Source organism: Spartobacteria bacterium UBA695 (assembly GCA_002298145.1).
GTDB lineage: Bacteria > Verrucomicrobiota > Verrucomicrobiia > Chthoniobacterales > Chthoniobacteraceae > UBA695.
Window position 1 is genome coordinate 331037 of sequence record DBMP01000006.1, and the last position, 23415, is coordinate 354451.

Sequence of the window (23415 nt, forward strand, 5' to 3'; positions counted from 1 at the left end):
GGTTATGTCGTGGTATTGATTTCCTGCAAACGGCGGTGGAGCGTGCGGCGGCTGATTCCAAGCCTCTTTGCCGCCTCCGTGCGGTTGCCTTTGCTTTCATCCAAAGCCCTCATGATGAGCCGATGTTCGGTTTCGTGTAAATTCAAATAGTTGCCGCCGCTCGGGAGGATCACCGGTTTCCCTGGAGCTGCGGATTTGGCCTGGCGAATGGTCATGGGAAAATCCCTCAGGCCGATCTTCGCGCCGGTGGCCATGACGACGCCGTGCTCCACTGATGTGCGCAGTTCGCGAACGTTGCCCGGCCAGTCGTAGGCGAGAATGGCATCCATGACCTCGGAGGTCAATTCCCGGAAGGGTTTCCCGTTTTCCTTGGCGAACTGTTTGAGGAAGGAGTTCACCAGGAGCGGGATGTCTTCCTTGCGCTCCCGCAGGGGAGGAAGGGTGATCTGGACGACGTTGAGGCGGTAGAAAAGGTCGTCACGGAATTTCCCTTCGGCGACCATTTTCTCCAGGTTCTTGTTGGTGGCCGCCACGAGGCGCACGTCGACTTTGATGGGCTGGTTGCCGCCCACCCGCTCAAAGGAACGGTCTTCACCCAAGACCCGCAGGACTTTGACCTGGAGGTTGGAGTCGATTTCGCCAATTTCATCAAGAAAAAGCGTGCCTCCGTTGGCGTGTTCGAAGCGACCGACGCGGCGCTCCATGGCTCCGGTGAACGCTCCCCGTTCGTGCCCGAAAAGTTCGCTCTCCAGAAGCTGCGGCGAGAGGGCGGCGCAATGGACGGCCACGAATTTCTGCTTGGGTCGGCCGCTAAGGTTGTGGATGGCCCGGGCGACGAGTTCCTTGCCGGTGCCGCTTTCGCCCAGGATGAGGACCGTGGCCCGCGAGGGGGCTACCTGGCGGATGACGTCGAAGACTTCGTTCATCGCCGCCGAGTTGCCGATGATGTTTTCCAGGCCAAAGCGCTGCTCGACCTGCTGGCGCAGTTCGGTGTTTTCCTGCTCGGCCTGGCGGCTGCGCAGGGCGCGCTGGATCAGGATCTCCAGGCGGTCGATGTTGAGCGGCTTGGTGATGAAATCGTAGGCGCCGTGTTTCATCGCCTCGACGGCGGTATCGACCGAGCCGTAGGCGGTCATCATGATGCAAACGGGCGAATGCGGCAGGGCGAGGGCCTTGTCGATCAACTTCATGCCGTCCTCGCCGCCCAGACGCAGGTCGGTCACCATGACGTCGACCGGATCGGCTTCCAGGATGTTGAGCGCCTCCTGGATGTCGGCCGCCACATAAACGTCATAATTGTCTTCCAACGAACTGCGCAACCCGTCCCGGGTGTGCTTTTCGTCATCAACAATGAGGAGTGTCGGGGTCATGGAGGCGAGTCCCAAAGGTAGCTGCCTGCGCTAATGGCTGCAACCTCGAAGGAGCAAAATTCGAGCCAAATTGGCACGAGTTTGCCCCCTCTGTCAGGCCAGTAGGGCGTCGATGACGTCTTTTGCCGTGTAGGTCAACTGCCCCGGTTTCAGGAACCGCCGGATGTTGACGACGTCGTCGCCCGCCGTCAGGAGCGGGGCTTCGACTTTGTCCCCGGACAGGAGCTGGCCGTAACCGGCGGTGGCTACCAGGCCGTTGCAAACGCATTTGCGGCCTTCGAGCTCCGCTTCCTTGCCCCCTTTTCTTAAAAAGGCGGTGGCCGGTTCGGCAGAGCAACGGTAGCCGAGCGTGCCGTCGGCTTTCTGGTACGGATGCCGCAAATACCCCAGGTCGCATACGCGGCAACGGGTGTCGTAGACGGCCGGATCGGCGACGCTGCCCTTGAGTTGCAGGACTTTGAAGGGGAAGCCGGTCGGGGAAGCCAGGGGGTCGGTATGCACCTTGAGGGTGCCGCAGGCCGCTTCGCGCAGGACGGCTTCTTTAATTTCAGGCGTGATGCCGGACTCCTCGCAGAAAGCGAAGGCTGTGCCTACCTGGATGCCGGTGGCGCCGAGATCGAGGGCCTCCCGCAATTTGCCAGGAGCGCCGTAGGAGCCCGCCAGCCAGAAGGGCAGGCCGATGGCGGCGATTTTTTTGAGATCGGGCAGGTCGCGCTCGCCGTAGATCGGCTCGCCGTCGACGCTGAGCTGCATGACGCCGCGAGGCGGGGCGTTGTGGCCCCCGGCGGATTCGCCCTCGACGACGAAACCATCCACCTTGCCGGTCGATTTTTTAGAAAGTGTCAGAGCGAGGGTGGCCGAGGTGATGATGGCCAGGAAGTGCGGGCGCTTGAGTTCGGGAACTTTGCAGCCGCAGAATTTCTCGGGATCGAAGGTGGAGGCGAACTCTTTGTCCGGCGTGCTCCCCTCGACGTCGAGCTTGAGGCGGGCAGCCTGGCCTTTTGCGAACTGATCAAGCACCCCGGGAATGGCGCGCGGAATCCCCGCCCCCATCAAGATGAAATCGACTCCGGCGAGCATGGAACCAAAGATGCAGGCCAGTGTGGGCATCTGGATTTTCTCCAGGAAGTTGATCCCGACGGACCCCGCATGCCCGGCCTTGGCCAGGAAGACCTCCACGAAATTTGCCAGCGTATGGAGCTCCAAGACGCTCTGGTGGGGGGTGGCCGTCATCAGCGGCACGGGCTTGTAGGGCTGCCCTTTGGGGATGCCCCCTTCAACGAAATAGGTTTCCCAAACGCGCTTGGCGATTTCAGGGAACGGAAAATGATCCAGGGCGCGGCGAACATGTCCGTCGGGGTCACCCAATTGGAGCCGACGGGCAAGGACCACATCCAGCGCGGTGCCGGAGACCACTCCGAGTTGGCCCGCGATAGAAACGGCACGGGCAAGGACCCAGTTGGATACCCCTACGCCCATGCCCCCCTGTATAATTTTGGGATAAAACATGTGTGAAAGAGCTCAGAGCCTGACATAACCGGGTAGAAATGTCTCAGTTATTTTTCGGGAAAATCGCATTGAGACAAAATGGAGCAATTTCCAGAGAAAAACAGCCCTAAAAACGGAAGTCTACGCTACCGTTGACGCTCTGGGCTCCGTAGTTTTCGCGCCCCAGATCGCCGGTATAGAAAAGGCCGACGCTGAGCCGAGGGCTCAACTGGACGCCCAATCCGGCATCGAGCAGGAGGCTGTCGCGCCCCGTAGCCGGCCCGGAAACGACAAATCCGCCGCCCGGCAGGAAGCTCGCGCCGATGGAACGCGCAGCATCAAGGTACTCGTGCTTCCATTGGGCGCGCACTTGGGGGCGAATCCCCACGCTTCCCGCCTCAATGAGGTAGGCGATCTGGACGCCCAGCAGCGAGCGCAGGGAGGCCTCGCTTTGGTCGGGATAGCGCAACGGAGCAAGGGAGCCGCGCTCGGTGAAGCTGTCGAACGCCACCTGGTCGTAACGAAGGGAGGCAATGGGCCCGAGGCTCAGTCCGTTCTTTTGGTAGGTGTAGCCGGTGCCCAGCGCGGCGTCGAACTCGGTGCCGTCGGTGCTGCCCCGGGTGGTGCCGCCAACGGTATCCCGCTTGGTGTCGTAGCTTTCCAGGCCACCGCCCAAGGCGGCGTTGGCGAAGAAGCCGCTCCCGAAGACGCTGCCAAAGAGGCCCAGTTTGCCGCTGTCGGTCTGGACGGAGTTTTCCGTTCTCCCGTTGCCTGTCGTGTTGGCGTAACCGGCCATGGCCCCGATCACGGCGTGATCCCCCAGGCGGTAGTCGGCCCCAGCGGAGACGCCCGCTGTTTGCAGGTCGGCCCCATGGGCAGCCGACGAACTCTCGGTGTCCACAAATTCGCCGGAACCGTTGGCGAAGAACCCCCAGCGGTCGCTCAACCCGGCCGGGTAGACGGTTTTTCCTTTCGCGTCGAGCGTTTCTCCCACGGCGGCAGGCTGGTTGCCAAGATGAAGCCCCGCGGAGCTGGCCCCTACCCATCCGGCGCGGATTTCCTCCAAGCGGCGTTCGATGTTGTCCATCTGCACGTCTGCCGAGGCGAAACTGGCATCGAACATTGGCAGCAAATCAGTGGGGGCGATCTTGTCCAGCGCGCGCTGGATGGAGGAGAGGGTCATGGCATCGAGTTTGTCGATCAACCCGGAAACGCTGGAGCGGTTTACCACCTTGTCGAGCGCGGAGGCGACGGCTTTCTCGTTCGACGTCAAGCCGGGGATGTCTTTGGCAAAGGAGCCCTGCACGACGTCCAGGCTGACGGTGGTTCCGTTCACGGTGACGCCGAGGCCCAGGAGGTAATTGGAGGAGAAGAAGATTTGGGAAAAGCTTCCGGAGACGCCACCCGCCGCGGTAAGGAATGAGAATGTCTCGCCCCGCTTCAGGGTAAAACCGTCCAGATATTGGACGACCAGGTTACCGTCGAGGTAGGCCTTGCCGCCAACGACAAGGCGGTCGTAGACGCTGGTGGAGGCAATCTGGATGAGCAAGTAACCCGTGGAGGCTTGGGCATAGTCACCCGCGATGGTCAGCGTGCCCGGCGAATTTCCCGGACTGACCACAGATTCATTCAGAACACTCCCGCCGATCACCCCGCTGCCGCCCAGGTAGCCGCCCCAGACGAAAACATCGCCGGAAACAGTGCCGTTCACCAGCAGCGCCCCATCGGCTACGGTGGTCATTCCGGGCGAGGTGTTAAGGCCGGTGAAATTCCAGGTGCCCGTGCCGGTTTTGACGATCTGGCCATTGCCGCTGATCGTGCCGGAATAAACGGTATTCTGGTTATCGTAACCGGTCACCAGAACGCTGTCGGAGCCGCTCAAGGTGGGCAATAAAGCGGCACGCATCATTCGCTGCGGCGCCCCGGAAACCGCCAGCGACGAACCGGTCAAGGTGGCGCTCCCGGTGATCGTGGTACCGTTGATCTGGGTTAAGAGATAATCAGTCCCGGTTCCGCTCCACGATACGGACAATCCATTGGAGAGCGCATAAGTTCCGTTCAGCAACAACGTGCCGCCGCTTGCGTTCGTAAGCGTTCCAGAGGACAAAGCGCCAAAGTTCAACGTACCGGTGAGCGTCGCTCTAATGGAAATATTCAGGTTTGTGGACGAGTAAACCAATGATCCCGAGGTGAGGGCTGAGTTCCAACCACTTAGTGTAGCGCACCCCAGCGAAATGACATCGGCACTGCCGGTCCCGGGATTGATGGTAAGAGTGCCGCCGGAGCCTACACCCGTGCCGGTTTGCCCGGTGGTTCCCCCCACCGCGATCAGGCCGAGCCCTCCACTGCCAGAAATCGTATAGCCGGTGCCCAGCGAATACGTTGAGGTTCCGTTTTTTATGGATCCAATCATCAACACGGCTCCGGAAGCCGCTCCGGCCCCCACCACGCTATTGGCGCCGGTCGAAATAGATCCGCCCAGGGTTACCAAACCGGCGTTTGCCGGAAGCGCGGCGGTACCCAGTAAAATCGTACCGCCGCCGGAAATGGACCCGACGGACTGCTGAAAGCCACTCAGATCGAGCGTGCCGCTGGTCCCAACAAACACGGCAGACTGATGGGAAAGCGTATTGGATGTTCCCGTCTGCAAAACTCCGGCATTGACGATCGTGTAGCCGGAATAGGTGCTGCTGCCGGTAAGAATCGTCGTCCCCTCGCCTCCTTTATAATACGTCCCCGTTCCGCTCACAGCTCCGCTAATGCTGGAAGTATAAGAGGAAAAGTCGGCCAGAATGCCGCTGTTGGCTACCGTGGAGCTCAACACACCCCATGAAGGAAGCTGCAACTGAGCTACGCCGTTTGATTCAATGACGATGCTCGTGGCGCTGGACGAACTGATATAGGTGATCGTATCCGCGGGCGCAACCAGATCCGCGAAACCTGCCGTGGTACAAAACGCCAAAAAGAGGGTGCCAAATGAAATCCATTTCATGAGAAGCTCAATGTACTACTTGAGCATCCCCAGTTTCGCAACGCTTATTTCCCCTTAAGCGCGGCCTTTAAAAACGGCGCGGTACGGCTCTCTTTATTCTTGGCGACCTCCTCCGGCGTCCCGGCAGCGACCACTTTCCCGCCCTCGGGACCCGCTTCGGGGCCGACATCAACGACGTAGTCGGCCTCGGCGATGAGGTCGAGGTTGTGCTCTATGACGATCACGGTCTGGCCGTCGTCGACCAGGCGGTGGAGGACGTCCAGGAGCCGCTCCACGTCGGCCATGTGCAGGCCGATGGTCGACTCTTCAAGCAGGTAGACGGTCGATTTCGGCGTGCGCTGGCGGCGGATGCGGTCGTTGGCCGCGCGGGTGACGCCCCGGGTCAATTCGCTCACCAGTTTGAGCCGCTGGGCCTCGCCGCCGCTGAGGGTCGGGCTCGGCTGGCCGAGCTTGAGGTAGCCCAGGCCGGTGTCGCAAAGCAGCGAGAGGGGCCGGGCGATCTTCGGGTTGGCGGCAAAAAATTCCGCTGCCGTTTCCAGCGTCATGTCCATGACGTCGCCGATGCTCTTTTCGTTGTAGAGGACCTCCAGCGTGGCGGCGTTGTAACGCTTGCCTTTGCAGTCGGAGCACGGGATGTAGCTCGCAGGGAGGAAGTTCATCTCCACTTTGATGACGCCCTGGCCGGCGCAGGTTTCGCAGCGGCCGCCCGCCGCGTTGAAGGAAAAGCGGGAGGCGGTGTAGCCGCGCATGCGCGAGAGGGGCAGCGCGGCGAATTGCTTGCGGATTTCGTCAAAGACCTTGATGTAGGTCGCGGGGGTGGAGCGCGAGGTTTTGCCAATGGGCGACTGGTCGACTTCGTAGACCGTCTCGACTTTGTCCGCGCCTTTGATCGTATCGAATAATTTCTCGTGGCTGCCGCTCGCGCCTTTTTTGAGTTTGCTCTCCAGGGCGGGCCGCAGGACGCCGCGCATGAAGGAACTCTTGCCCGAGCCGGAAATGCCCGTGAGGACGGTCAGCCGCCCGAGCGGGATGCGCACGTCGACGGATTGCAGGTTATTGGCGCGAGCGCCGGTGACTTCGAGCCAGCCGGGCGCTTCCGCCAGCGGTCGGCGCGCGCCGCGCATCGGGTGCCGGAGCGGCTCGCGCAGGCAGCGGCCGGTCTGGGAATCCGGGTTGCGCTTCAAGTCGGCGAGCGTGCCGATGCCGACAACCTTGCCGCCGCGCATGCCCGCGCCGGGGCCGAGGTCGATGATGGTATCGGCACGGCGCATGGTCTCCTCGTCGTGCTCTACGACAACCAGCGAATTGCCCTTCGCGCGCAGAGCTTCGAGCGTATCCAGTAAGCGGTCGTTGTCGCGCGGGTGCAGGCCGATGGTCGGCTCGTCGAGCACGTAGAGGACGCCGCGCAGGTTGGAGCCAAGCTGCGCCGCGAGCCGGATGCGCTGCGACTCGCCGCCGCTGAGGGTCTTGGCGCTGCGGCCCAGGCCCAGGTAATCAAGCCCGACGCGCCCCATGAATTCCAGGCGCTGGCGGATCTCCGGGATGATGTCGGCGGCAATGACCTTCTCCCGCGCGACGAATTTCAGGCGCTCCACCTCCGCGAGGGCTTCCTTCACGGGCATTTGCACGAGGTCGCCGAGGGTTCGGTTCTGGAGGCGCACGTTGCGGGCCAGTTCGTTGAGGCGCGCGCCGTGGCACTCGGGGCAAATTTGCGCTTCGCCTTCTTCGAGCCATTCGTGGCGGCGCTCTTCGTCCATCTCGGCTTCGAGCGCCGATTCGGCCTCCGCTGCCGGGCCTTCCCAGACTTCGCCGAAGCCGTGGCAAAGCTCGCACCAGCCGTGCGGCGAGTTGAAGGAGAAAAGGCGCGGGTCGAGTTCCTCGAAGGATTGGCCGCAGCCGGGGCAGCTCATCTCGGAGCTGAGCACGGTGATTTTACCGTGATGATCGCGCAGCTTGGCGGTGCCTTTGCCGATCTCCAGCGCGCGGCGCAGAATCTGTTCGATCCGCCCGGGCGAATGGCGCTGGCCCACGACGACGTCGATGGTGTGCTCGCGGAAGCGCTCCAGTTTTTTGAAATCGGCGACCTGCATCAAGCGCCCGTCGACGACCAGCTCCTGGTAGCCCTCGCGCGCGGCCCAGCGGGCCAGTTCGGTGTGGAAGCCTTTGCGCCCTTTGACGAGCGAGGCCAGCACGCGCACGGTCCCTCCGCCGCCTTTACGCACGACGGACTCGGCGGTTTTCAGCAGCGCGGCGAAGCTCTGTTTCTGCACCGGGAGCTGGCAATCCGGGCAATACTGCACGCCGAGCTTGGCGTAGAGCAACCGCAGGAAATGGTAGACCTCTGTGACGGTGGCGACGGTCGATTTGCCGCCGCCGCGGGTGACGCGCTGCTCGATGGCCACGGCGGGAGGCAGGCCCGTTACCAGGTCCACGTCCGGCTTCTCCAGCTGCTCGACAAACTGCCGCGCATAGACCGACATGCTGTCGAGGAAACGCCGCTGGCCTTCGGCGAAAAGAATATCGAAGGCGAGCGTGCTCTTGCCCGAACCGCTCAGGCCCGTGACGACGACGAGCTGATCGCGCGGGATTTCGAGCGAGATGTTTTGGAGATTATGCTCGCGCGCGCCATGCACGGCGATGGCAGAGCAGGTAGCGGCCACGCGGGCGGCTTTTTTCTCTGCCGGTTTCCGGGTCCCCGCGGCTCCGCGTCGTTTCCCAAGCACCTCTTTCAAGGCCGCGCCCGTGTGGGAACCAGCGGCCTCCGCGAGTTGCTCCGGCGTCCCCTCGGCGACGACGAACCCGCCGCCCACGCCCGCCTCGGGGCCGAGGTCGAGCACGTAATCGGCGCTCTTGATGACTTCGAGATTGTGCTCGATGACGAGCAGCGAATTCCCCTGCTCCACCAGGCGTTCGAAGACGCGCAGGAGCTGCGCCACGTCGTCGAAATGCAGTCCGGTTGTCGGTTCGTCGAGAATGAGCAGCGAGCCCTTGCCGTCGCCCTGCGCCGCCTCGCGCATGCCGCGCGCCAGGTGTTCGACAAGCTTGAGCCGCTGGGATTCGCCTCCGCTTAAAATGTTGAGCGGCTGGCCCAAGCCCAGGTAGCCGAGGCCCACTTCCTCCAGCAGCTTGAGCGAGTTGACCATCGAGCGAATCGGCGCGGCGGTCTCCGCTCCGAAAAAGGCGATGGCCTCCGTCACGGTCATTTCGAGCACATCGGCGATCGACTTGCCGCGCAGCCGGATGCGCAGGACGTGCGGCTGGTAGCGCTTGCCGTCGCACTCCGGGCAGCGCACATAAAGATCGCTCAGGAACTGCATTTCGATCTTCTCAAAACCCATGCCCGAGCAGCGTTCGCAGCGGCCCGTGCCGGAGTTGAACGAAAAAGAGCTCGCGGTCATCCCGGCGGCCATGGCGTCGGGCAGCATGGCGAAGCACTCGCGCACGGTGTCGAAATGCTCCAGGTAAACAATGGGGCTCGAACGCGGTGTGCGCGAAAGCGGCGACTGATCGACCATCACGACGCTACCGACGCCATCCGCTCCCACGATCCGGCGGCAGGTCCCCGGCTCCTCGCCTTCGAGGGTGCCGCGCAGCTTCTGCAAATTGCGGTAAAGCACTTCGTGAACGAGCGTGCTTTTTCCCGAGCCGGAAACGCCCGTAACGCAGGCGAAAACGCCCAGCGGGAAGGCCGCGTCGATGCGCTGAAGGTTATTCTGCGAAGCGCCTTCGACTTTCAGCCAGCCCTTCGGCTCGCGACGGAGCGACGGCACCGGGATCGACTTCTTGCCGGTGAGGTAATCGCCCGTGAGCGTGCCCTTGAGCTTGGAGAGCGGGCCACTAAAGACCAGCTCACCGCCCCCCTCGCCGCGTCCCGGGCCGATCTCCACCAGGTGATCGGCGGCCCGCAGCACGGCCTCCTCGTGTTCAACGACCACGAGCGTGTTGCCCCGGTCGCGCAAATCCCGCATCACATCCAGTAGGCGGCCCACGTCGCGCGGGTGCAGGCCCACGGTTGGCTCGTCCATGACGAAAAGGGTGTTTACGAGCGAGGCCCCGAGGCAGGTGGTCAGGTTCACGCGCTCCACCTCGCCGCCGCTCAGCGTACGCGTGGGGCGCTCCAGGCTCAGGTAGCTCAGGCCCACTTCGTTGAGGTAGCGCAGGCGCGCGCATACCTCCCCGCGCAGCATCGCAGTGGTGGCGTCCTCCCCGGCAGGCTTGGGAGCCAGAAGGGAAAGCAGTTCGTCCACCGGCAGCGCCATCAGGCCGGGAAGGGTGTGGCCCGCGAGGCGAAAATGGAGCGTCTCGGGCTGGAAGCGGCCGCCGTGGCAATCCGGGCAAGTAGTGTAGCTGCGGTAGCGGCTCAAGAGCACCCGGATGTGCATCTTGTACGTCTTGGATTCGAGCCAGGAGAAGAACCCGCGAATGCCATACCAGCGGCCGTTGCGCCAAAGATCCTCGGCGTTGAGCTGGTCGTCGTCACCGTAGAAAACGAAATCCTGATCGGCCTTGGGCAGCTCGGCGAAGGGAACGTTGACGTCCACTTCCTTTTCGGCACAGGCGCGCATCAAGTCGCGCTGGCACTCTTGCGCGCTCTCGGTCTGAAAGGGCTTCACGGCGCCTTCTTTGAGCGTGAGGCTGCGGTCGGGAACGGCCCGTTCGTAGTCCAGCCCGATGACGCGCCCGAACCCCTTGCACGTGGGGCAGGCGCCGATGGGGCTGTTGAAGCTGAAGAGTCCCGGGCTCGGCGGGGTAATGTGCAGGTCGCAATGGGCGCAATGCCAGCCGGTGGAGTGGGGATAGATTTTGCCGTCAGCGATAAGGGCGATCTGCCCTTTGCCGAAGCGCAGCGCTGTTTCGATGGCCTCGAAAAGCCGCGCCCGGTTTTCCTCATTGATCGTTACGCGGTCCTGGATGACCCGGACAATGGCGGGGAGCCGCGCCGGGCCCGCCTCGTCGGTGCGGAGAACTTTCCCGTCGATCCAGACGCGCAGGTAGCCCTGGCCCTGGAGGAATTTGAAGAAATCAGCCGCCTTGGTCCCCGCGGGCACGGGAATGCCGAAGGTGACCAGCGCCGCGAGCCCCGCGCCCTCCGCAAAGGCTTGCGCCACGACGGTCGAGGCGTTTTCCGGGCGAATGGGGCGTTCGCACGACGGGCAGAATGCCTCGGCGACGCGCGGAAAGAGGAGTTTCAGGTAATCGTTGATCTCCGTCATCGTGCCGACCGTCGAGCGCGTGGTGCGCACGGCGTTGGACTGGTCGATGGCGATAGCAGGCGGGATGCCGCGGATTTCGTCCACCTGCGGCTTGTCCATCCGTTCCAGGAACTGCCGCGTGTAGGGGCTGAAGGTCTCGACGTAACGGCGCTGGCCCTCGGCGTAGAGGGTGTCGAAGGCGAGGCTCGACTTGCCGCTTCCGCTCGGGCCGGAAACGACGATCAATTTCCCCAGGGGGAGGTCGAGGTCGATCCCCTTGAGGTTATTTTGCCGTGCGCCACGGATCTGGATGGAATGTTCGGAACTTTTCAAACACTCCAGTGTCGCCCAAACCGGCGCTCGTGGCAAGAAATGCCTACTATTCCGGTAGCCGATAGAGGGCGATGTCAGGGCTGACGTTGGTGACGAATTTGCCTCCCTGGAGCTCGTGGATTTTCCGGCAACGCGCGAGCCAGGTCTCCCCGGGGCCGTCCGGCTCCCCTAGGGCCCGCTTCCATTTCTTTTTCTTGGCGGTGGCCGCCTCCGGGTTGACCACTAGCACGTAGCCGACCCCGGCTGCCTCCAGGCGCACCAGCGGGATGGATCGGACGTCGGCCCCGGCGTCGAAGAGGGCCTGTGGAATGCGGTAGGGGCTGTCGGATTGGGCCGATGACTCGAACTGCCCGAACTCGTCCTGGGCAATGACGGCGTTCGCGGAGAGGTGGGCCTCGATCCAGCGCGCCATTTCCAGCCGCGTATCTTTCTCAAAGGTGCGGCTGGTCTCCCAGCCCCGAGGAATGCCAAGCACCGCCGCTGCCAGGAGCGGCACCCAGAAGGCCGCGATCCGCCAGCGCCAACCGGGCCTCGCCGCTGCCCAGGCAGCTCCCGCCCCGGCCAGGTAGCAGGCCACACAATCGACGGGGAGAAAGTAGCGCCCGGCGGTCTTGTTCACTGAGGAGATCGCCAGGAAAAGCGCCACCGCAAAGAGGGCGGCAAGGCCAAACGTCTGGCGTTTTTCCCGGACCCAGACCCACGCGCCATAGCCAACAAACCAGAAGAGCGGCCAGGGAAAATTCCCCGGGAGCATTCCCCAATACTTCCTGAGGGCCAGGTTGCGAACCGGCACCGAGCCCCCCTGGTTGACCAGGTTGACCTCGCGCCCGATGCGCTCTTTGTAAAGGAGCAGATGGCCCACGGTTTGGTAATTGATCGCCGCATAAACGCCCAGGAGCACCGCCAGGAACCCGGCCAGGCGTTTCGTTCGAGCAAGGCGGCCCTCCTTCGGCTGGCGGGCGAGTGCATAAAGGCAAAACGGGATCACCGCCGCGCCCAGGTGTTTCCCGGAAGCCGCCAGCGCGGCCCCCACGGCCATGAGCACAAGGCGGGCCACCGTGGGCGATTTCTGGAAAAGCGCGATGCCCAGGAGCGCGACGCCCAGGCCCATCGTCATCGCCGGGTCTTCTTTGAAATAGTGCGCCACCTCCACCAGCAGCGGCGAGGTCATTAAAAAGAGCCCGCAGACCAGTGCCGCCACCGGCCCGGCAGTCACCCCGGCAGCGGCGGCAAAGGCGAGCACGGTAACGACCGCAAAGACGCCGATGACCGCCCGCCCCACCCGGACCACGTTCTGCGGCGTGGGCGCGAGGCCCGAGGCGTCAACCACCGCCTGGGCGGTGTTGAGCATCAGCAGCGGGTGGTTGAAATTCCGTTCCCGGAGCAAAATCTGCCGCACTTTGCCCGGTTCATCGGTATGGCAGCGAACGGAGAAGCCGCAGTGGCTTAAAAACAGCGCCCCGGAAGCCAGCGCGAGAAACACCGCCAGCAAGCAAGCCCAGAGCCGACCGCGCCGCCCAAAGCCCAGCGCGGCCGCATCGCGCGCGGAAGCGGCATTAAGGATATTTTTTCCGTCCATGGGAGGGACGGAGGCTACAATTTTGCCGCGCCGATGGGCAAGTCGGGAAAACCCCGTTCCGCCCCCTCGGGGATTATCCAAAAAATTGCAGAGGGAATAGCCACAAAAGGGCGCAAAAAGCGCAAATTCTAATTCTGTTTTTGCGCCTCTTGCGCCTTTTTGCGGCTATTCTTTTTTTGTTTTTACCGCTGCATCCGGAGCCGCCGCCGCAGGCTGACGTGGAGCGCCCCGAGCGAGACGGCGGAGAAGCCGAGCATCACCAGGGTGTTCACCGTCAGAACGCTTAAGTGGATGGTCAGGTCGCGCCCAAAGACATTGAAGTTGTAGAACTTGTCCGGGCCGAAGAAGACGTTGATCCGGTGCGACGGGAGCCGCCGGTAGTCGAGTTGCTCGCTCTCGGCCTTGGAGACCAGGTCGGTAATCTTCTGGTTCACGAAGAGGCGCTCGGCGGTCACGCCCTCGGATTTCGGCCGCAGCGTCTTGAGGATAAAGGGCCCGCCGCGCAGCACCGCGTCGACCTTCCGGAAGCGCCGGTTGACCTCCTCGGGCGTCTCCCCCTCCATGCCGGAGAGCAGCGCAAGGGTGTCCTTGAGGTCCTCCAGGCGGGTGGTCTCCGCCTCGGTGAGGCCGCGCTTTTTCAGCTTCTCCTTGAGCACGTCGATCTGCCTCTGTGCCTCGTCCTGGCGGCGGTTGAGGGGGTTTAATTTATACTGCGCCACGATGATCGCCTCGTAGCTCCAGCGCATCGGCATGAATTCGCACAGGAAGGGGACTTGGAGCGAGCTTTCGGGGTTCTCCTTGGCGCGGTCGGGGTGCACCGCGAACCAGCGGTAGAAGGCGTAGGCGAGGTTCAGGTTGCGGTTCATGTCCTCGTACTTGATCAAAGCGCCGCTCAAGAGAATCTGCGGAATGAGGATGAACGGGACGATGTTCGCCGCCGCCTTGCCGTCGGCCACGAGTGAGGAGACAAAAAGGCCGATGCAGACGCCGGTAAACGCCGTGATGAAATTGAAAAAGAAGTAGATCCAGAACATCCCGCGAATTTCCAGGATGGCGTTGCCGATCAAGGTAAACATCACGCACTGGAGGGCGGCGAAGAGCGCCAGCGTGAAGGCCTTGGAGGCGATGTAGTAGGGCAGGCGGATGTTGAGGTTGCGCTCGCGCTGGAGCGTGGCGCGGTCGAGGATGATGTCGTCGGCCGAGTTCGTCAGGCCCAGGAACATCACGACGACCAGCGCGAAGAAAAGGTAGGTGGGGATGTGGTAGGCGCTGGCGAAGTCGTATTTGCCGCTCTCGTTGTAGTAAAGCACGCAGCCGATCAAGGTCGCCAGGACGGGCGCGGCGACGATGGTGATGAGCAGGTTGCCCCGGTTGCGCATTTTGCTTAGGAACGCCCGGCGCAGGAGCGTCTGGAACTGCGTCCACTCGTCGCGCCAACGGATTTTCTCCTTCCCGCTGGCGTAGGCCAGCAGCGAGTTATCCGGAAGCTGAAGGACGGGCTGCTTGCGCACGGCGATCTGGCGCACGTCCTGGAGCAGGCGGAAGGATTCGTACTTGTCGCGCCAGTAATCGGGCGAGTACCGCCGGGCGGGGACGAGCTGCCCCTGGTTGTTCTCCTCGTAGATGATGTCGCCCGAGAGGTCGCGCAGCGGGGTTTCAAGCACGTCGAAGATGAACTCCGGCCGCGTGGTGCCGCAGGCCGGGCAGCCGCCCAGCTCCGTGCCAAAGCGCTGTTCGTGCTCCGCTCCGGCGAAGTACTCCAGCATCTCGTGCGGCGTGCCGAAGAAGACCAGCTTGCCCCCTTTGTCGAGCAGCAGGGCCTTGCTGAACATCTGGAAAATCTTCGAGGTCGGCTGGTGGATCGTCACGAGCACGATCTTGTTGTGCGCCATGGAGCGAATGATCTCGACGACGTGCTCGGCGTCTTTGGAGGAGAGGCCGCTGGTCGGTTCGTCGAAGAGAAACACATCCGCGCCCCCGATCATGTCGAGGCCGATGTTAAGCCGCTTGCGCTCGCCGCCGGAGAGGATTTTTCGCACGGGCGAGCCGACGATGGAGTCGCGCCGCTCACTCAAGCCCAGCTCGACCAGCTTGGTATCGATGCGCCGGGCCCGGTCGCGCGCGGAAAGGTGCGGCGCGCGGATGGCGGCGGCGAAGTCGAGGTTTTCGGCGATGGTGAGGTGTTCGTCGAAGGCGTCGTCCTGCGGGATGTAGGCGACGTGCTGCTTTAGGTTCTCGACGTCCTCGTAAAGCGGCGTACTGTTAAGGAGAACCTCGCCGTGCATCGGCTGGAGTTGGCCCGCGAGCACGCGCAGCAGGGTCGATTTCCCCGAGCCGCTGGCCCCCATGACGCAGACCATCTCGCCGCGCGTGATGCTAAAGGAAATGCCGTCCAAGCCCGTGTCGCCGGGGGTGAAGCGGTGGCTCAGGTCGCGCGCTTCGAGCTGGGAAATGATGTTGCGCTCCTCCTCGATGATCCGCTCGGAGAAGTCGCACCGCAGGATTTGGCCCGTGTCGATCAGGATCGTGTCGCCGTCGGCCAGCGGCGCGGAGTTGCGCACGGGCGTCTCGCCGACCAGGATGGGCCGGTCGGCTTGCAGCACCTCCAGGCGCCCCTGGCGGTTTTCGTAATCACACTGAATGCGCAGGAGGACATCGCCGCCGGTGCCGGGAGAAAGCAGGATGTCGTCCTCCTCCAGCAACGAGGAGTTGTTGGAAACGAGGTACTCGCTTTTGTGCGCCTTGAGCTGGAAGCGCCCCCCAAAGGCGCGGGCCTTGCGCCGCAGATCATCGAGCGAGAGCTGCGAGCCGTTGCGGAACCGGATGATATCCTCCAGCGTGCCCACGGTGGCCGCCCCGGCTTTGAGCAGAACGCCGTTGAGCACGGCATCGACGTTTTTGAGCGCCCGGACGCGCACTTTCAGGCCGAACTTCACCTCCAGGCGGGAGTCGCGGCTGCGGCGCTTCTCCAGCTCCACCTCGCCGTCCTCGTCGATGGAGATAAAGATGCTGGTGACGACGACGTTTTTCTTGGCGTCGAAGTACCAGGCGAGGTCCTGGTAGCTCAAGACCTGCTCGCCGATGACGATGCGCTGGCCGGAGTAGACGCGGCAGAATTCGCCGGGCCCAAGCGGCCGACTGCGCACAAAGACCGGCTTCTGGGTCTGGTTCTTGAAAAGGATCAGCTCGTGATAGCGGTAGGCCATGAGCCGCTCGCCGGGAGCCAGGCCCTTGATGGCCACATCGCACGTCGGCCCCGCGCCGAAGCAGATCGACTCCAGAGGCGAGGCCCCCTTCTGGTAGATGGAGGGGTCGGTATCGTCCGAGCCGTTGAGCTGGTAGACGATGTCGATGGCTTGCGCCGCCATGCCGAGCTGCGACATGAAGGCGTAGAAATTGACGAGCTGCTCGTTCTTGTTCAGGTCGGCCTTGGCGATGAGGTCGTAGAGCTGCACGCCCAGCATGATCTTGCGGTCGTCGCTGAGCTGGGAGGAGAGCTTCTGGGCCATCCCGGCGAGGTCCTGCTGCTCGTTGAGCGCCTGGCGAAAGAGTTTCCGCAGCTCGGAGTAGACGGCCTCCGGGTAATCGTAGCGCAGAAAGCCGAGCGAAGAGTCGATTTCCTCCTCCAGCACCTCGCCGTTGACCTTGGAGAAGGCCGCCAGCACCTGGATCAGGAGCGGCAGCAGGTTCGGGCTCTCGGTGACGGTCCTGGGCGTACGCAGCGCCCGCCGGAAAACGGTCCGGGCGGTGCTGTTGAGGCGGTGCGCAAAGGGCGTGTAACCCCGGACCCGCTCGACGATTTTTCCCAAGAATTCACTCATTCAAAGAGATAGAACTTCTCACGAAATTGGAAAATCGGAAACGAAAAGAAGCATAGAATTCACCCCAGAGCCCCATACCCCGCTAGAACGGGGCTCCACGCGGCATGAAAAAAGGGGGGATTTTCTATTCTCACGCAAAAGCGCAAAGCCGCAAAAAAGACAAAGGCAGGCGTTCCCTATCTTTGCGCCTTTGCGGCTTTGCGTGAGACCAAAGCCTTTTTTTCTTCCTCTTCCGCCCTCCGTGGTGAAACTCCTAGGTGTCTGGCGGCTGCGGCTTTTCGTCGTTACCGGGCTGGACGGCGTTATTGATCTGCACAGGGGCATTCGGGCGCAGTTTGAAAACACCCGATGTGACGATCTCATCCCCCTCGGCCAGGCCTTTGATGATCGAAATCAGGTCGCCGCGGCTCGGGCCCACCTTAATGAACTGCTGCACGGCCTGCTTCTCCGGCTTGCCGTCCTTCGTTTTTCCCTCTTTGACGACGTAGACCGAGTCGCCATAGGGGGCGTAGTTGATCGACGAGGCGGGAATGGCCAGGATGCCCGTCTTCTCCGGCAAGAGCACCTCCACCTTCACGAACATGCCCGAGCGAAGCTGCCCCTCGGGGTTGCGCACGGTGGCTTCGATTTGGATATTGCGGTTGGTCTCATCCACCAGGGCGTTGATGGCCGTGATCTCCCCCTCGAACTCCCGATCCCCCACCCCGACGGCGGAAAGGCGGATTTTCTTGTGGAGCGCGATCTGCGAAAGATCGGCCTGGGGAATGGAAAACTCGACGTAAATCGGGTCCAGCGACTGCAACGGGACCACCGCCGTGCCGCTGCTTAAGTACTGGCCGATATTGACCTGCCGGATACCGAGCATCCCGTCGAACGGGGCCGTGACCGTCTTGCGCGCGATGGTAGCGAGGGATTCGTTCACCGCCGCCTGGGCCTGGCGGGATTCGGCTTGCGCGGCATCGTAATCCGCCTGCGAGGCCGCCTTCTTGGCGAGCAGATCTTTCTTGCGCTCCAGGCTGACCCGGGCCAGATCGAGCCGCGCCTGGGCCGACTGCAACTGGGCTTCCTCGGTCTTGGTGTCGAGCTTGATGAGGAGGTCGCCTTTCTTCACCGGCTTGCCCGATTCAAAGGCGATCTCGGATACGATGCCCGCCAGATCCGTGCTCACCAGCACGCCGTTGACCGCCTTGAGCGAGCCAACTGTGCTTAAGACCGGCTGCCACGTGCGCCCCTTCACCACGGTCGTGGTCACGGCGGTCGGCGGCGGCGTCATGGACTTGAACATCGCGATTTTCGCCTGCATCCCCCGGTACCAGTAGGCCCCAATGGCGACAAAGACCAGGAGGACGGTCCCGATCATGATGAGCATTCGTTTAAGCATAAAGAGAAATGATTAGGCGACTAATAATTCGTTAACCTAATTATCAGGAGGCTTATCTTTGGTCAAGGTCGACTTTGCGGCGCGTCCTGTATATTAAGGGCTCTTCCATGAAATTCACGCCAACCCAGACGCCCATCCATTCGGTCACGCTTCCCGAGCTGAGCGCGAAATTATCCGAGCTGGGCCAACCGGCCTACCGCGCCAAGCAGGTCATGGAGTGGCTCTACCTGAAGCGGGCCCGCTCGTTCGCGGAGATGACCAATCTGCCCGCGGCGCTGCGCTCCTCGCTGGAGGCGGCCTTCGCGTTCGATTCACTGGAGCCGGTGCGCACGCTCGGCTCGGGCGACACGACGCGCAAATTCCTTTTCCGCCTTCACGACGGTTCGCTCATCGAGACGGTCCTCATCCCCGCCTCCCCCGCTCTCTACGGCGAGGGCTCGGACCGCCGGACGCTCTGCATTTCCTCCCAGGTCGGGTGCGCCTTCGGGTGCAAATTCTGCGCCAGCGGCCTGAACGGCTTTTCGCGCAACCTGCACGCCGGGGAGATCGTCGGGCAGTTCCTCAAAGCGGAGCAGATCAGCGGCGAGAAGATCAACAATATTGTCTTCATGGGGATGGGCGAGCCGCTTTCGAATTTCGACGAGGTGATCCGGGCCATCGAGATCATCAACGCTTCGTGGGGAGTCGGCCTCGGCGCGCGGCACATTACGGTCTCCACGAGCGGCCTTGCGCCGCGCATCCGCGACCTGGCCGCCCAGCCCCTCCAACTGCGCCTGGCCGTCTCGCTGCACGGGGCCACCGACGAGGTGCGCAACCAGATCATGCCGGTGAACCGCCGCTGGCCGCTGGCGGAGCTGCTGGACGCCTGCGACGAGTACGTGGCCCGCAAGAAGCAGCGCATTACCTTGGAGTTCATCTTGATTGAGGGGATCAACGATTCGTTGGAGCAGGCGGCGGAGCTGGGCCGGATCGCCCGGCGACTGGAGGCGAAGATCAACTGCATCCCGTACAACCCGGTCCAGGGACTGGAATGGAAACGGCCTTCTTTGCGGCGGCAGGACGCCTTCATGGCCGCGCTGGAGCGCACGGGGGCCGACGCCACCATCCGGCGCGAAAAAGGAGTGGATATTCAGGCCGCCTGCGGTCAACTTCGCTTGCAGGTCAGCCAGGAGAGCGATAAAACTGCCTCGTAACCGCATCATCATCCCCCCCCGTATGATCAAACAACTCGCCCACGTATGCCTCGAAACGGCCGATTTGAAGCGCTGCATTGCCTTTTACCAGGACGGCCTCGGGTTCCCGGTGAAATTTACGTTTGTCCGGCAGGGAAAGCCGGTCGGCGTCTATTTCTCGCTCGGCGCACGGAGTTTTCTGGAAGTTTTCGAGCGCAATCCGCCTGCTAAAACGGTCCATTTCAGCCTCGAAACGGACAACCTCGACGCGTTTGCCAGCGAGCTGGAGGCCAAGGGGATCGAATGCACCCGCAAGCAGATGGGGGCCTGCGGCACCTGGGCCATCTGGGTGCGGGACCCGGACGGGAACGCCTTCGAGGTGCAGGAATACACGAACCACAGTCACCAGTTCAACGGCGGCGACTGCGAGGTGAACTGGTAGGCGCCCGAAAGCGGCAAGGCTTACACGATTTACACAGACAAAAGGCATAAAGTCTCACGCAAAGGCGCAAAGAAGGCAGGTGCGTCCCTTCTTTGCGTCTTTGCGTGAAATATTTTTGCAGGAAAGGCCATTGGGTGGCGTCTGACTAAAGTCGTATTACACGCGCCATCCAGGCGCGAACCGATCCTTTCGCGATGAACTCGTTCAAGGGTCTCTTGGAGTGGGTCGGCATCGGAATGGACACGGGGGGCGTGATCATCATTGTGATCGGAGCCCTCTACGCCACGCGCGTTTTTCTCCGCAACCGGCAGGCCGTGGATAGCTACCTGCGCTACCGCCGCAGCCTGGGCCGGGCGATTCTCCTTGGCCTGGAGTTCCTGGTGGCCGGGGACATCATTCGGACGGTGGCCGTGGCCCCTTCTCCGACGAATGTGGCGGTGCTGGCGGGGATTGTCCTTATCCGGACGTTCCTGAGCACGGCGCTGGAGCTGGAGATCGAAGGCCGCTGGCCCTGGGAGAAAGCCTCCGGGCCCGGCGGGGAAAAACAGGGCTGATGCGCCTTTGCTCGATCGCCGCAATCGAGTTGCGGCCTCAAGTGCGTGCCCAAATGGAGTTTGGGCACGAGGGCGTCAGGGCGATGGAATTTTGCGCTTTTTGCGGCAAATCTGATCTTCCGCCCCTTACTCGATCTGCTTGGAGCGCGGTTCGCGTTCGCGGGACCCGGCGGCGCAGGGCGTGGTGACGAACGGGCCGCCTTCGAGGGGGGCCGATTTCGAGAACGCCACGTCGGGCACTTCGGAGGGACGCCCGGCGAGCGGAAAATCCTTCCGCAGCGGGTGGTACGGGTAGCCGTCCCACATCAGGATGCGGCGCAGGTCGGGGTGACCGGCGAATTTGATCCCCATGAGGTCGAACACTTCGCGCTCATACCAGTCGGCGGCGGCCCAGACGCCCGTGACGGTGGGGACTTCGAGGGCGTCCTCGGAAACGGCCACTTTCAGGCGCAGGTAATGGTTGCCTTCGATGGAGTAGAGAATGTAGACGACCTCGAAGCGAGGTTCGCTGCCGAAGTTGTCCACGGAAGTGAGGTTATTGAGCGCGTCGAAGCCGAGCTCCGTTTTCGCGAATTCGCAGACCTCGGCGATGCGGGTGCGCTCGACGGTGAGCGAGAAATCTCCCCGGAATTCTTTTTTGGCGAGGACCGTGAAACGGCTCTCCAGGGCGGCAATGGCTTCGGCAAGCGTCATGACAAATTGGCGGTGGTTAGGCGTTTCTGGGAGAGCAACGAATGGTTGGTCTCCACTTTACGCTGAAGGGTGAGGAGCCCCTCGATGAGGGCTTCGGGCCGCGGCGGGCAGCCGGAGATGTAGACGTCTACGGGGATGATCTGGTCGACGCCCTGCAAGGTGGAGTAGCTGCGGTACATGCCGCCGGAGGAGGCGCACGCACCCATGGCGATGACCCATTTCGGCTCGGGCATCTGGTCGTAGATGCGTTTGACGGCCAGCGCCATCTTGTAGGTCACCGTGCCGGCCACGATCATACAATCGCTCTGGCGCGGGGAGAAGCGCATGACTTCCGCGCCGAACCGGGAGATGTCGTAGCGGGAGGAGGCGGTGCCCATCAGTTCGATGGCGCAGCAGGCCAGGCCCATCGGCATGGGCCAGAGCGAGTTTTTGCGCATCCAGTTGATCGCTTCGTCAAGTTTGGTGATGATGACGTTGTTTTCAAACCGGGGGTCGAACACAACGGGTGTCTGAGAAACCATGGAGTGAGACTCTACGACCCTGAATTTCCGGGGCAAGCTGAAACTTGTGAAAAAAAGCACAAGCGGCATTTTTTCCCCTGACCGCCCGGGGGGCCGCTGCGCAAGGCTTCCGGCCTAACTGGCTTGGGCGGCGTGCCTTGTGATGAATTCCTTCGCCAGGGCGTTGTAGGCGATGGAACCGGCCCCGATCGGCTCGTATTCGATGATCGGCTTGCCGAAGCTGGGGGCTTCGCCCAGGCGGACGGTGCGGGGGATCATGGTTTTGTAGACTTTATCGCCAAAATGGTTGCGCACCTCGGCGACGACCTGGGAGCTGAGGTTGGTGCGGGAGTCGAACATGGTCATGACGATCCCGGTCATGGCCAGGCCGGGGTTGATGCCGCCGTCGGCGATCTGGTGGATGACGCTGTCGATCTTACTGAGGCCTTCGAGGGCAAAGTATTCGCACTGGATGGGGACCAAAATTTCGTCGGCGGCGGCCAGGGCGTTGGTCATGAGGATGCCGAGGGAGGGGGGGCAATCCAGGACGATGTAGTCGAGCGGGGCTTGTTCGCGCAGCGGCTCCAGGGCGTTGCGCAGGCGCAGAAGGTGGTCCTCCTGGCGGGCGACTTCGATTTCGGCTCCGGCCAGGTTGATGTCGCCGGGGATCATCCAGAGGTTCGCGAACCGGGTGGCGATGATCTGGTCGGCTGCGGCGCTCTGGCCGATCAAGGGGCCGTACATGCTTTTCCCGCCGGTCTCGGTGACGCCGAGGGCGGAGGTGGCATTGGCCTGGGGGTCGAGGTCTACAAGGAGGATCTGCTTGCGCTTGGCGGCAAGACAGGCGGCGAGGTTGACGGCGGTGGTGGTTTTTCCGACGCCGCCTTTTTGGTTCGCAATGGCGATGATCTTCATGAAACGGTGCGCGAGCTTAGCCGGTTTTTTGCCTTTGAACAGGAAGGAATTACAGGAGAGGGACCTCTTAAGGAGGATTATTTTCCGCGAAGCACTCCCCTCACCTTGGAGAGCGCGAGGCCCAGGCGGTATTTGGCCATTTTACACGCGAAGCGCAGGGAGTTGGGCCGCCAGCCTTTCCAGCCGGTCTGGTCCACGTAGCCGTAGAAACGCAGGGAGCTGGGGTTGGCGTCGTGGCCGTGGAGCCACGGCTTGTGGGGACCGACGAAGTGAAGCACGGGGGCGTCGAGCTGGCAATCTTCCCGCCCCTGGTCGGCCCACCAGGCGGGGGTGTTCCAGGCTACTGGGAGCGGTTTCCAGAGGCGGTAGAGCACGACGTTGAGCGCGCTCTGGTCCCAGTAACGGCAGTGGTCGGGGTTGTCGCGCAGGTAGGCGAGGACTTTTTCGCTCACGCAGAAGTCCCTCCAGCGGCACAAGTCCATGAGCAGCAGCCCGGCCTGGAAGTAGGGAGCCCGAGGGTCGAGCCGGAACTTTTCCAGGTCGAGCTTTTCGTCGCCCAGGGTCTTGGTGACGATGTCCGGGGCGGCGGCGACGATCCCCTCGCCCAGGTCGGTTTCCCAGATTTCTCGCCAGGGCTTCTGAATGATCATGTCGGCGTCGACATACAGGATGCGCTCTTCGCTGACCATCCTCGGCAGGGCGAGGCGCGCATACGTCATCACACTGGAGCCCCAGTCCTGCGGCAGCCCGGCGAAGGTCTGCATGTTCGGGAGCAGGCGGGTGATCTCGCACGGGCGCGGCAGCCGCTTCAGGCTGGCTTCCAGTTTGCGCCAGGAGCGCTCTTTCATGCCGCCATCGAGCACGTAGACGCGGATCTCTACGGCCTCGGGGGCGTTCAGGACTGCGGAGACGAGCGCCGCCGCCGCGCCAAGGACGTAGGTTTCATTGGTGGCGGTGCAGATTACGACGTGTGGGGTGGTCAT

General features: G+C 62.7%; 14 protein-coding genes. 3 read left to right on the forward strand and 11 right to left on the reverse strand.

All coding sequences use genetic code 11. From position 1 onward, the window contains the following. Positions 1-2: 2 nt before the first annotated feature. The 7 genes from B2828_RS03270 to B2828_RS03300 form a co-directional block, all read right to left on the reverse strand. Positions 3-1370, reverse strand: coding sequence for a sigma-54-dependent transcriptional regulator (locus B2828_RS03270; RefSeq protein ID WP_479632253.1), 1368 nt, complete (start codon positions 1368-1370; stop codon positions 3-5). 93 nt (positions 1371-1463) lie between these two features. Beyond that, entirely contained in the window at positions 1464-2849 is a 1386-nt protein-coding gene (locus B2828_RS03275; RefSeq protein ID WP_479632254.1) for a nitronate monooxygenase, read from the reverse strand. A 136-nt stretch (positions 2850-2985) separates the two neighbouring features. Beyond that, complete coding sequence (locus B2828_RS03280) at positions 2986-5850, reverse strand: autotransporter outer membrane beta-barrel domain-containing protein (protein ID WP_479632255.1); 2865 nt, start codon at positions 5848-5850, stop codon at positions 2986-2988. A 44-nt stretch (positions 5851-5894) separates the two neighbouring features. Continuing rightward, the gene (gene uvrA / locus B2828_RS03285) at positions 5895-11375 is read right to left on the reverse strand and encodes an excinuclease ABC subunit UvrA (RefSeq protein ID WP_479632256.1); all 5481 of its coding nucleotides are present in this window, start codon (positions 11373-11375) and stop codon (positions 5895-5897) included. A gap of 46 nt (positions 11376-11421) precedes the next feature. Then, the gene (locus B2828_RS03290) at positions 11422-12954 is read right to left on the reverse strand and encodes an ArnT family glycosyltransferase (protein ID WP_479632257.1); all 1533 of its coding nucleotides are present in this window, start codon (positions 12952-12954) and stop codon (positions 11422-11424) included. 182 nt (positions 12955-13136) lie between these two features. Then, the gene (locus tag B2828_RS03295) at positions 13137-16775 is read right to left on the reverse strand and encodes an ATP-binding cassette domain-containing protein (protein WP_479632258.1); all 3639 of its coding nucleotides are present in this window, start codon (positions 16773-16775) and stop codon (positions 13137-13139) included. 253 nt (positions 16776-17028) lie between these two features. Next, the gene (locus tag B2828_RS03300) at positions 17029-18156 is read right to left on the reverse strand and encodes an efflux RND transporter periplasmic adaptor subunit (RefSeq protein WP_479632259.1); all 1128 of its coding nucleotides are present in this window, start codon (positions 18154-18156) and stop codon (positions 17029-17031) included. Between the two features lie 107 nt (positions 18157-18263). Between B2828_RS03300 and rlmN the strand changes: the two genes are divergently transcribed. The 3 genes from rlmN (at position 18264) to B2828_RS03315 (ending at position 20324) form a co-directional block, all read left to right on the forward strand. After that, positions 18264-19349, forward strand: coding sequence for a dual-specificity RNA methyltransferase RlmN (rlmN, locus tag B2828_RS03305; protein ID WP_479632260.1), 1086 nt, complete (start codon positions 18264-18266; stop codon positions 19347-19349). Positions 19350-19371: 22 nt separating this feature from the next. Beyond that, positions 19372-19770, forward strand: coding sequence for a VOC family protein (locus B2828_RS03310; protein WP_479632261.1), 399 nt, complete (start codon positions 19372-19374; stop codon positions 19768-19770). A gap of 194 nt (positions 19771-19964) precedes the next feature. Beyond that, positions 19965-20324: a DUF1622 domain-containing protein gene (locus B2828_RS03315; protein ID WP_479632262.1), complete on the forward strand. Its 360-nt coding sequence runs from the start codon at positions 19965-19967 to the stop codon at positions 20322-20324. Between the two features lie 126 nt (positions 20325-20450). On the opposite strand, the gene B2828_RS03320 is transcribed toward B2828_RS03315, so the two are convergent. The 4 genes from B2828_RS03320 to B2828_RS03335 form a co-directional block, all read right to left on the reverse strand. Beyond that, on the reverse strand, positions 20451-21017 hold the full coding sequence (locus tag B2828_RS03320) for an NADH-quinone oxidoreductase subunit C (protein ID WP_479632263.1): 567 nt from the start codon (positions 21015-21017) through the stop codon (positions 20451-20453). Further along, positions 21014-21538, reverse strand: coding sequence for an NADH-quinone oxidoreductase subunit NuoB (nuoB, locus tag B2828_RS03325; RefSeq protein ID WP_479632264.1), 525 nt, complete (start codon positions 21536-21538; stop codon positions 21014-21016). Before nuoB ends, B2828_RS03320 begins: the two co-directional genes overlap by 4 nt. A 114-nt stretch (positions 21539-21652) precedes the next feature. Further along, the gene (locus tag B2828_RS03330; RefSeq protein WP_479632265.1) at positions 21653-22432 is read right to left on the reverse strand and encodes a ParA family protein; all 780 of its coding nucleotides are present in this window, start codon (positions 22430-22432) and stop codon (positions 21653-21655) included. Positions 22433-22509: 77 nt separating this feature from the next. Then, positions 22510-23415: a glycosyltransferase family 8 protein gene (locus B2828_RS03335; protein WP_479632266.1), complete on the reverse strand. Its 906-nt coding sequence runs from the start codon at positions 23413-23415 to the stop codon at positions 22510-22512.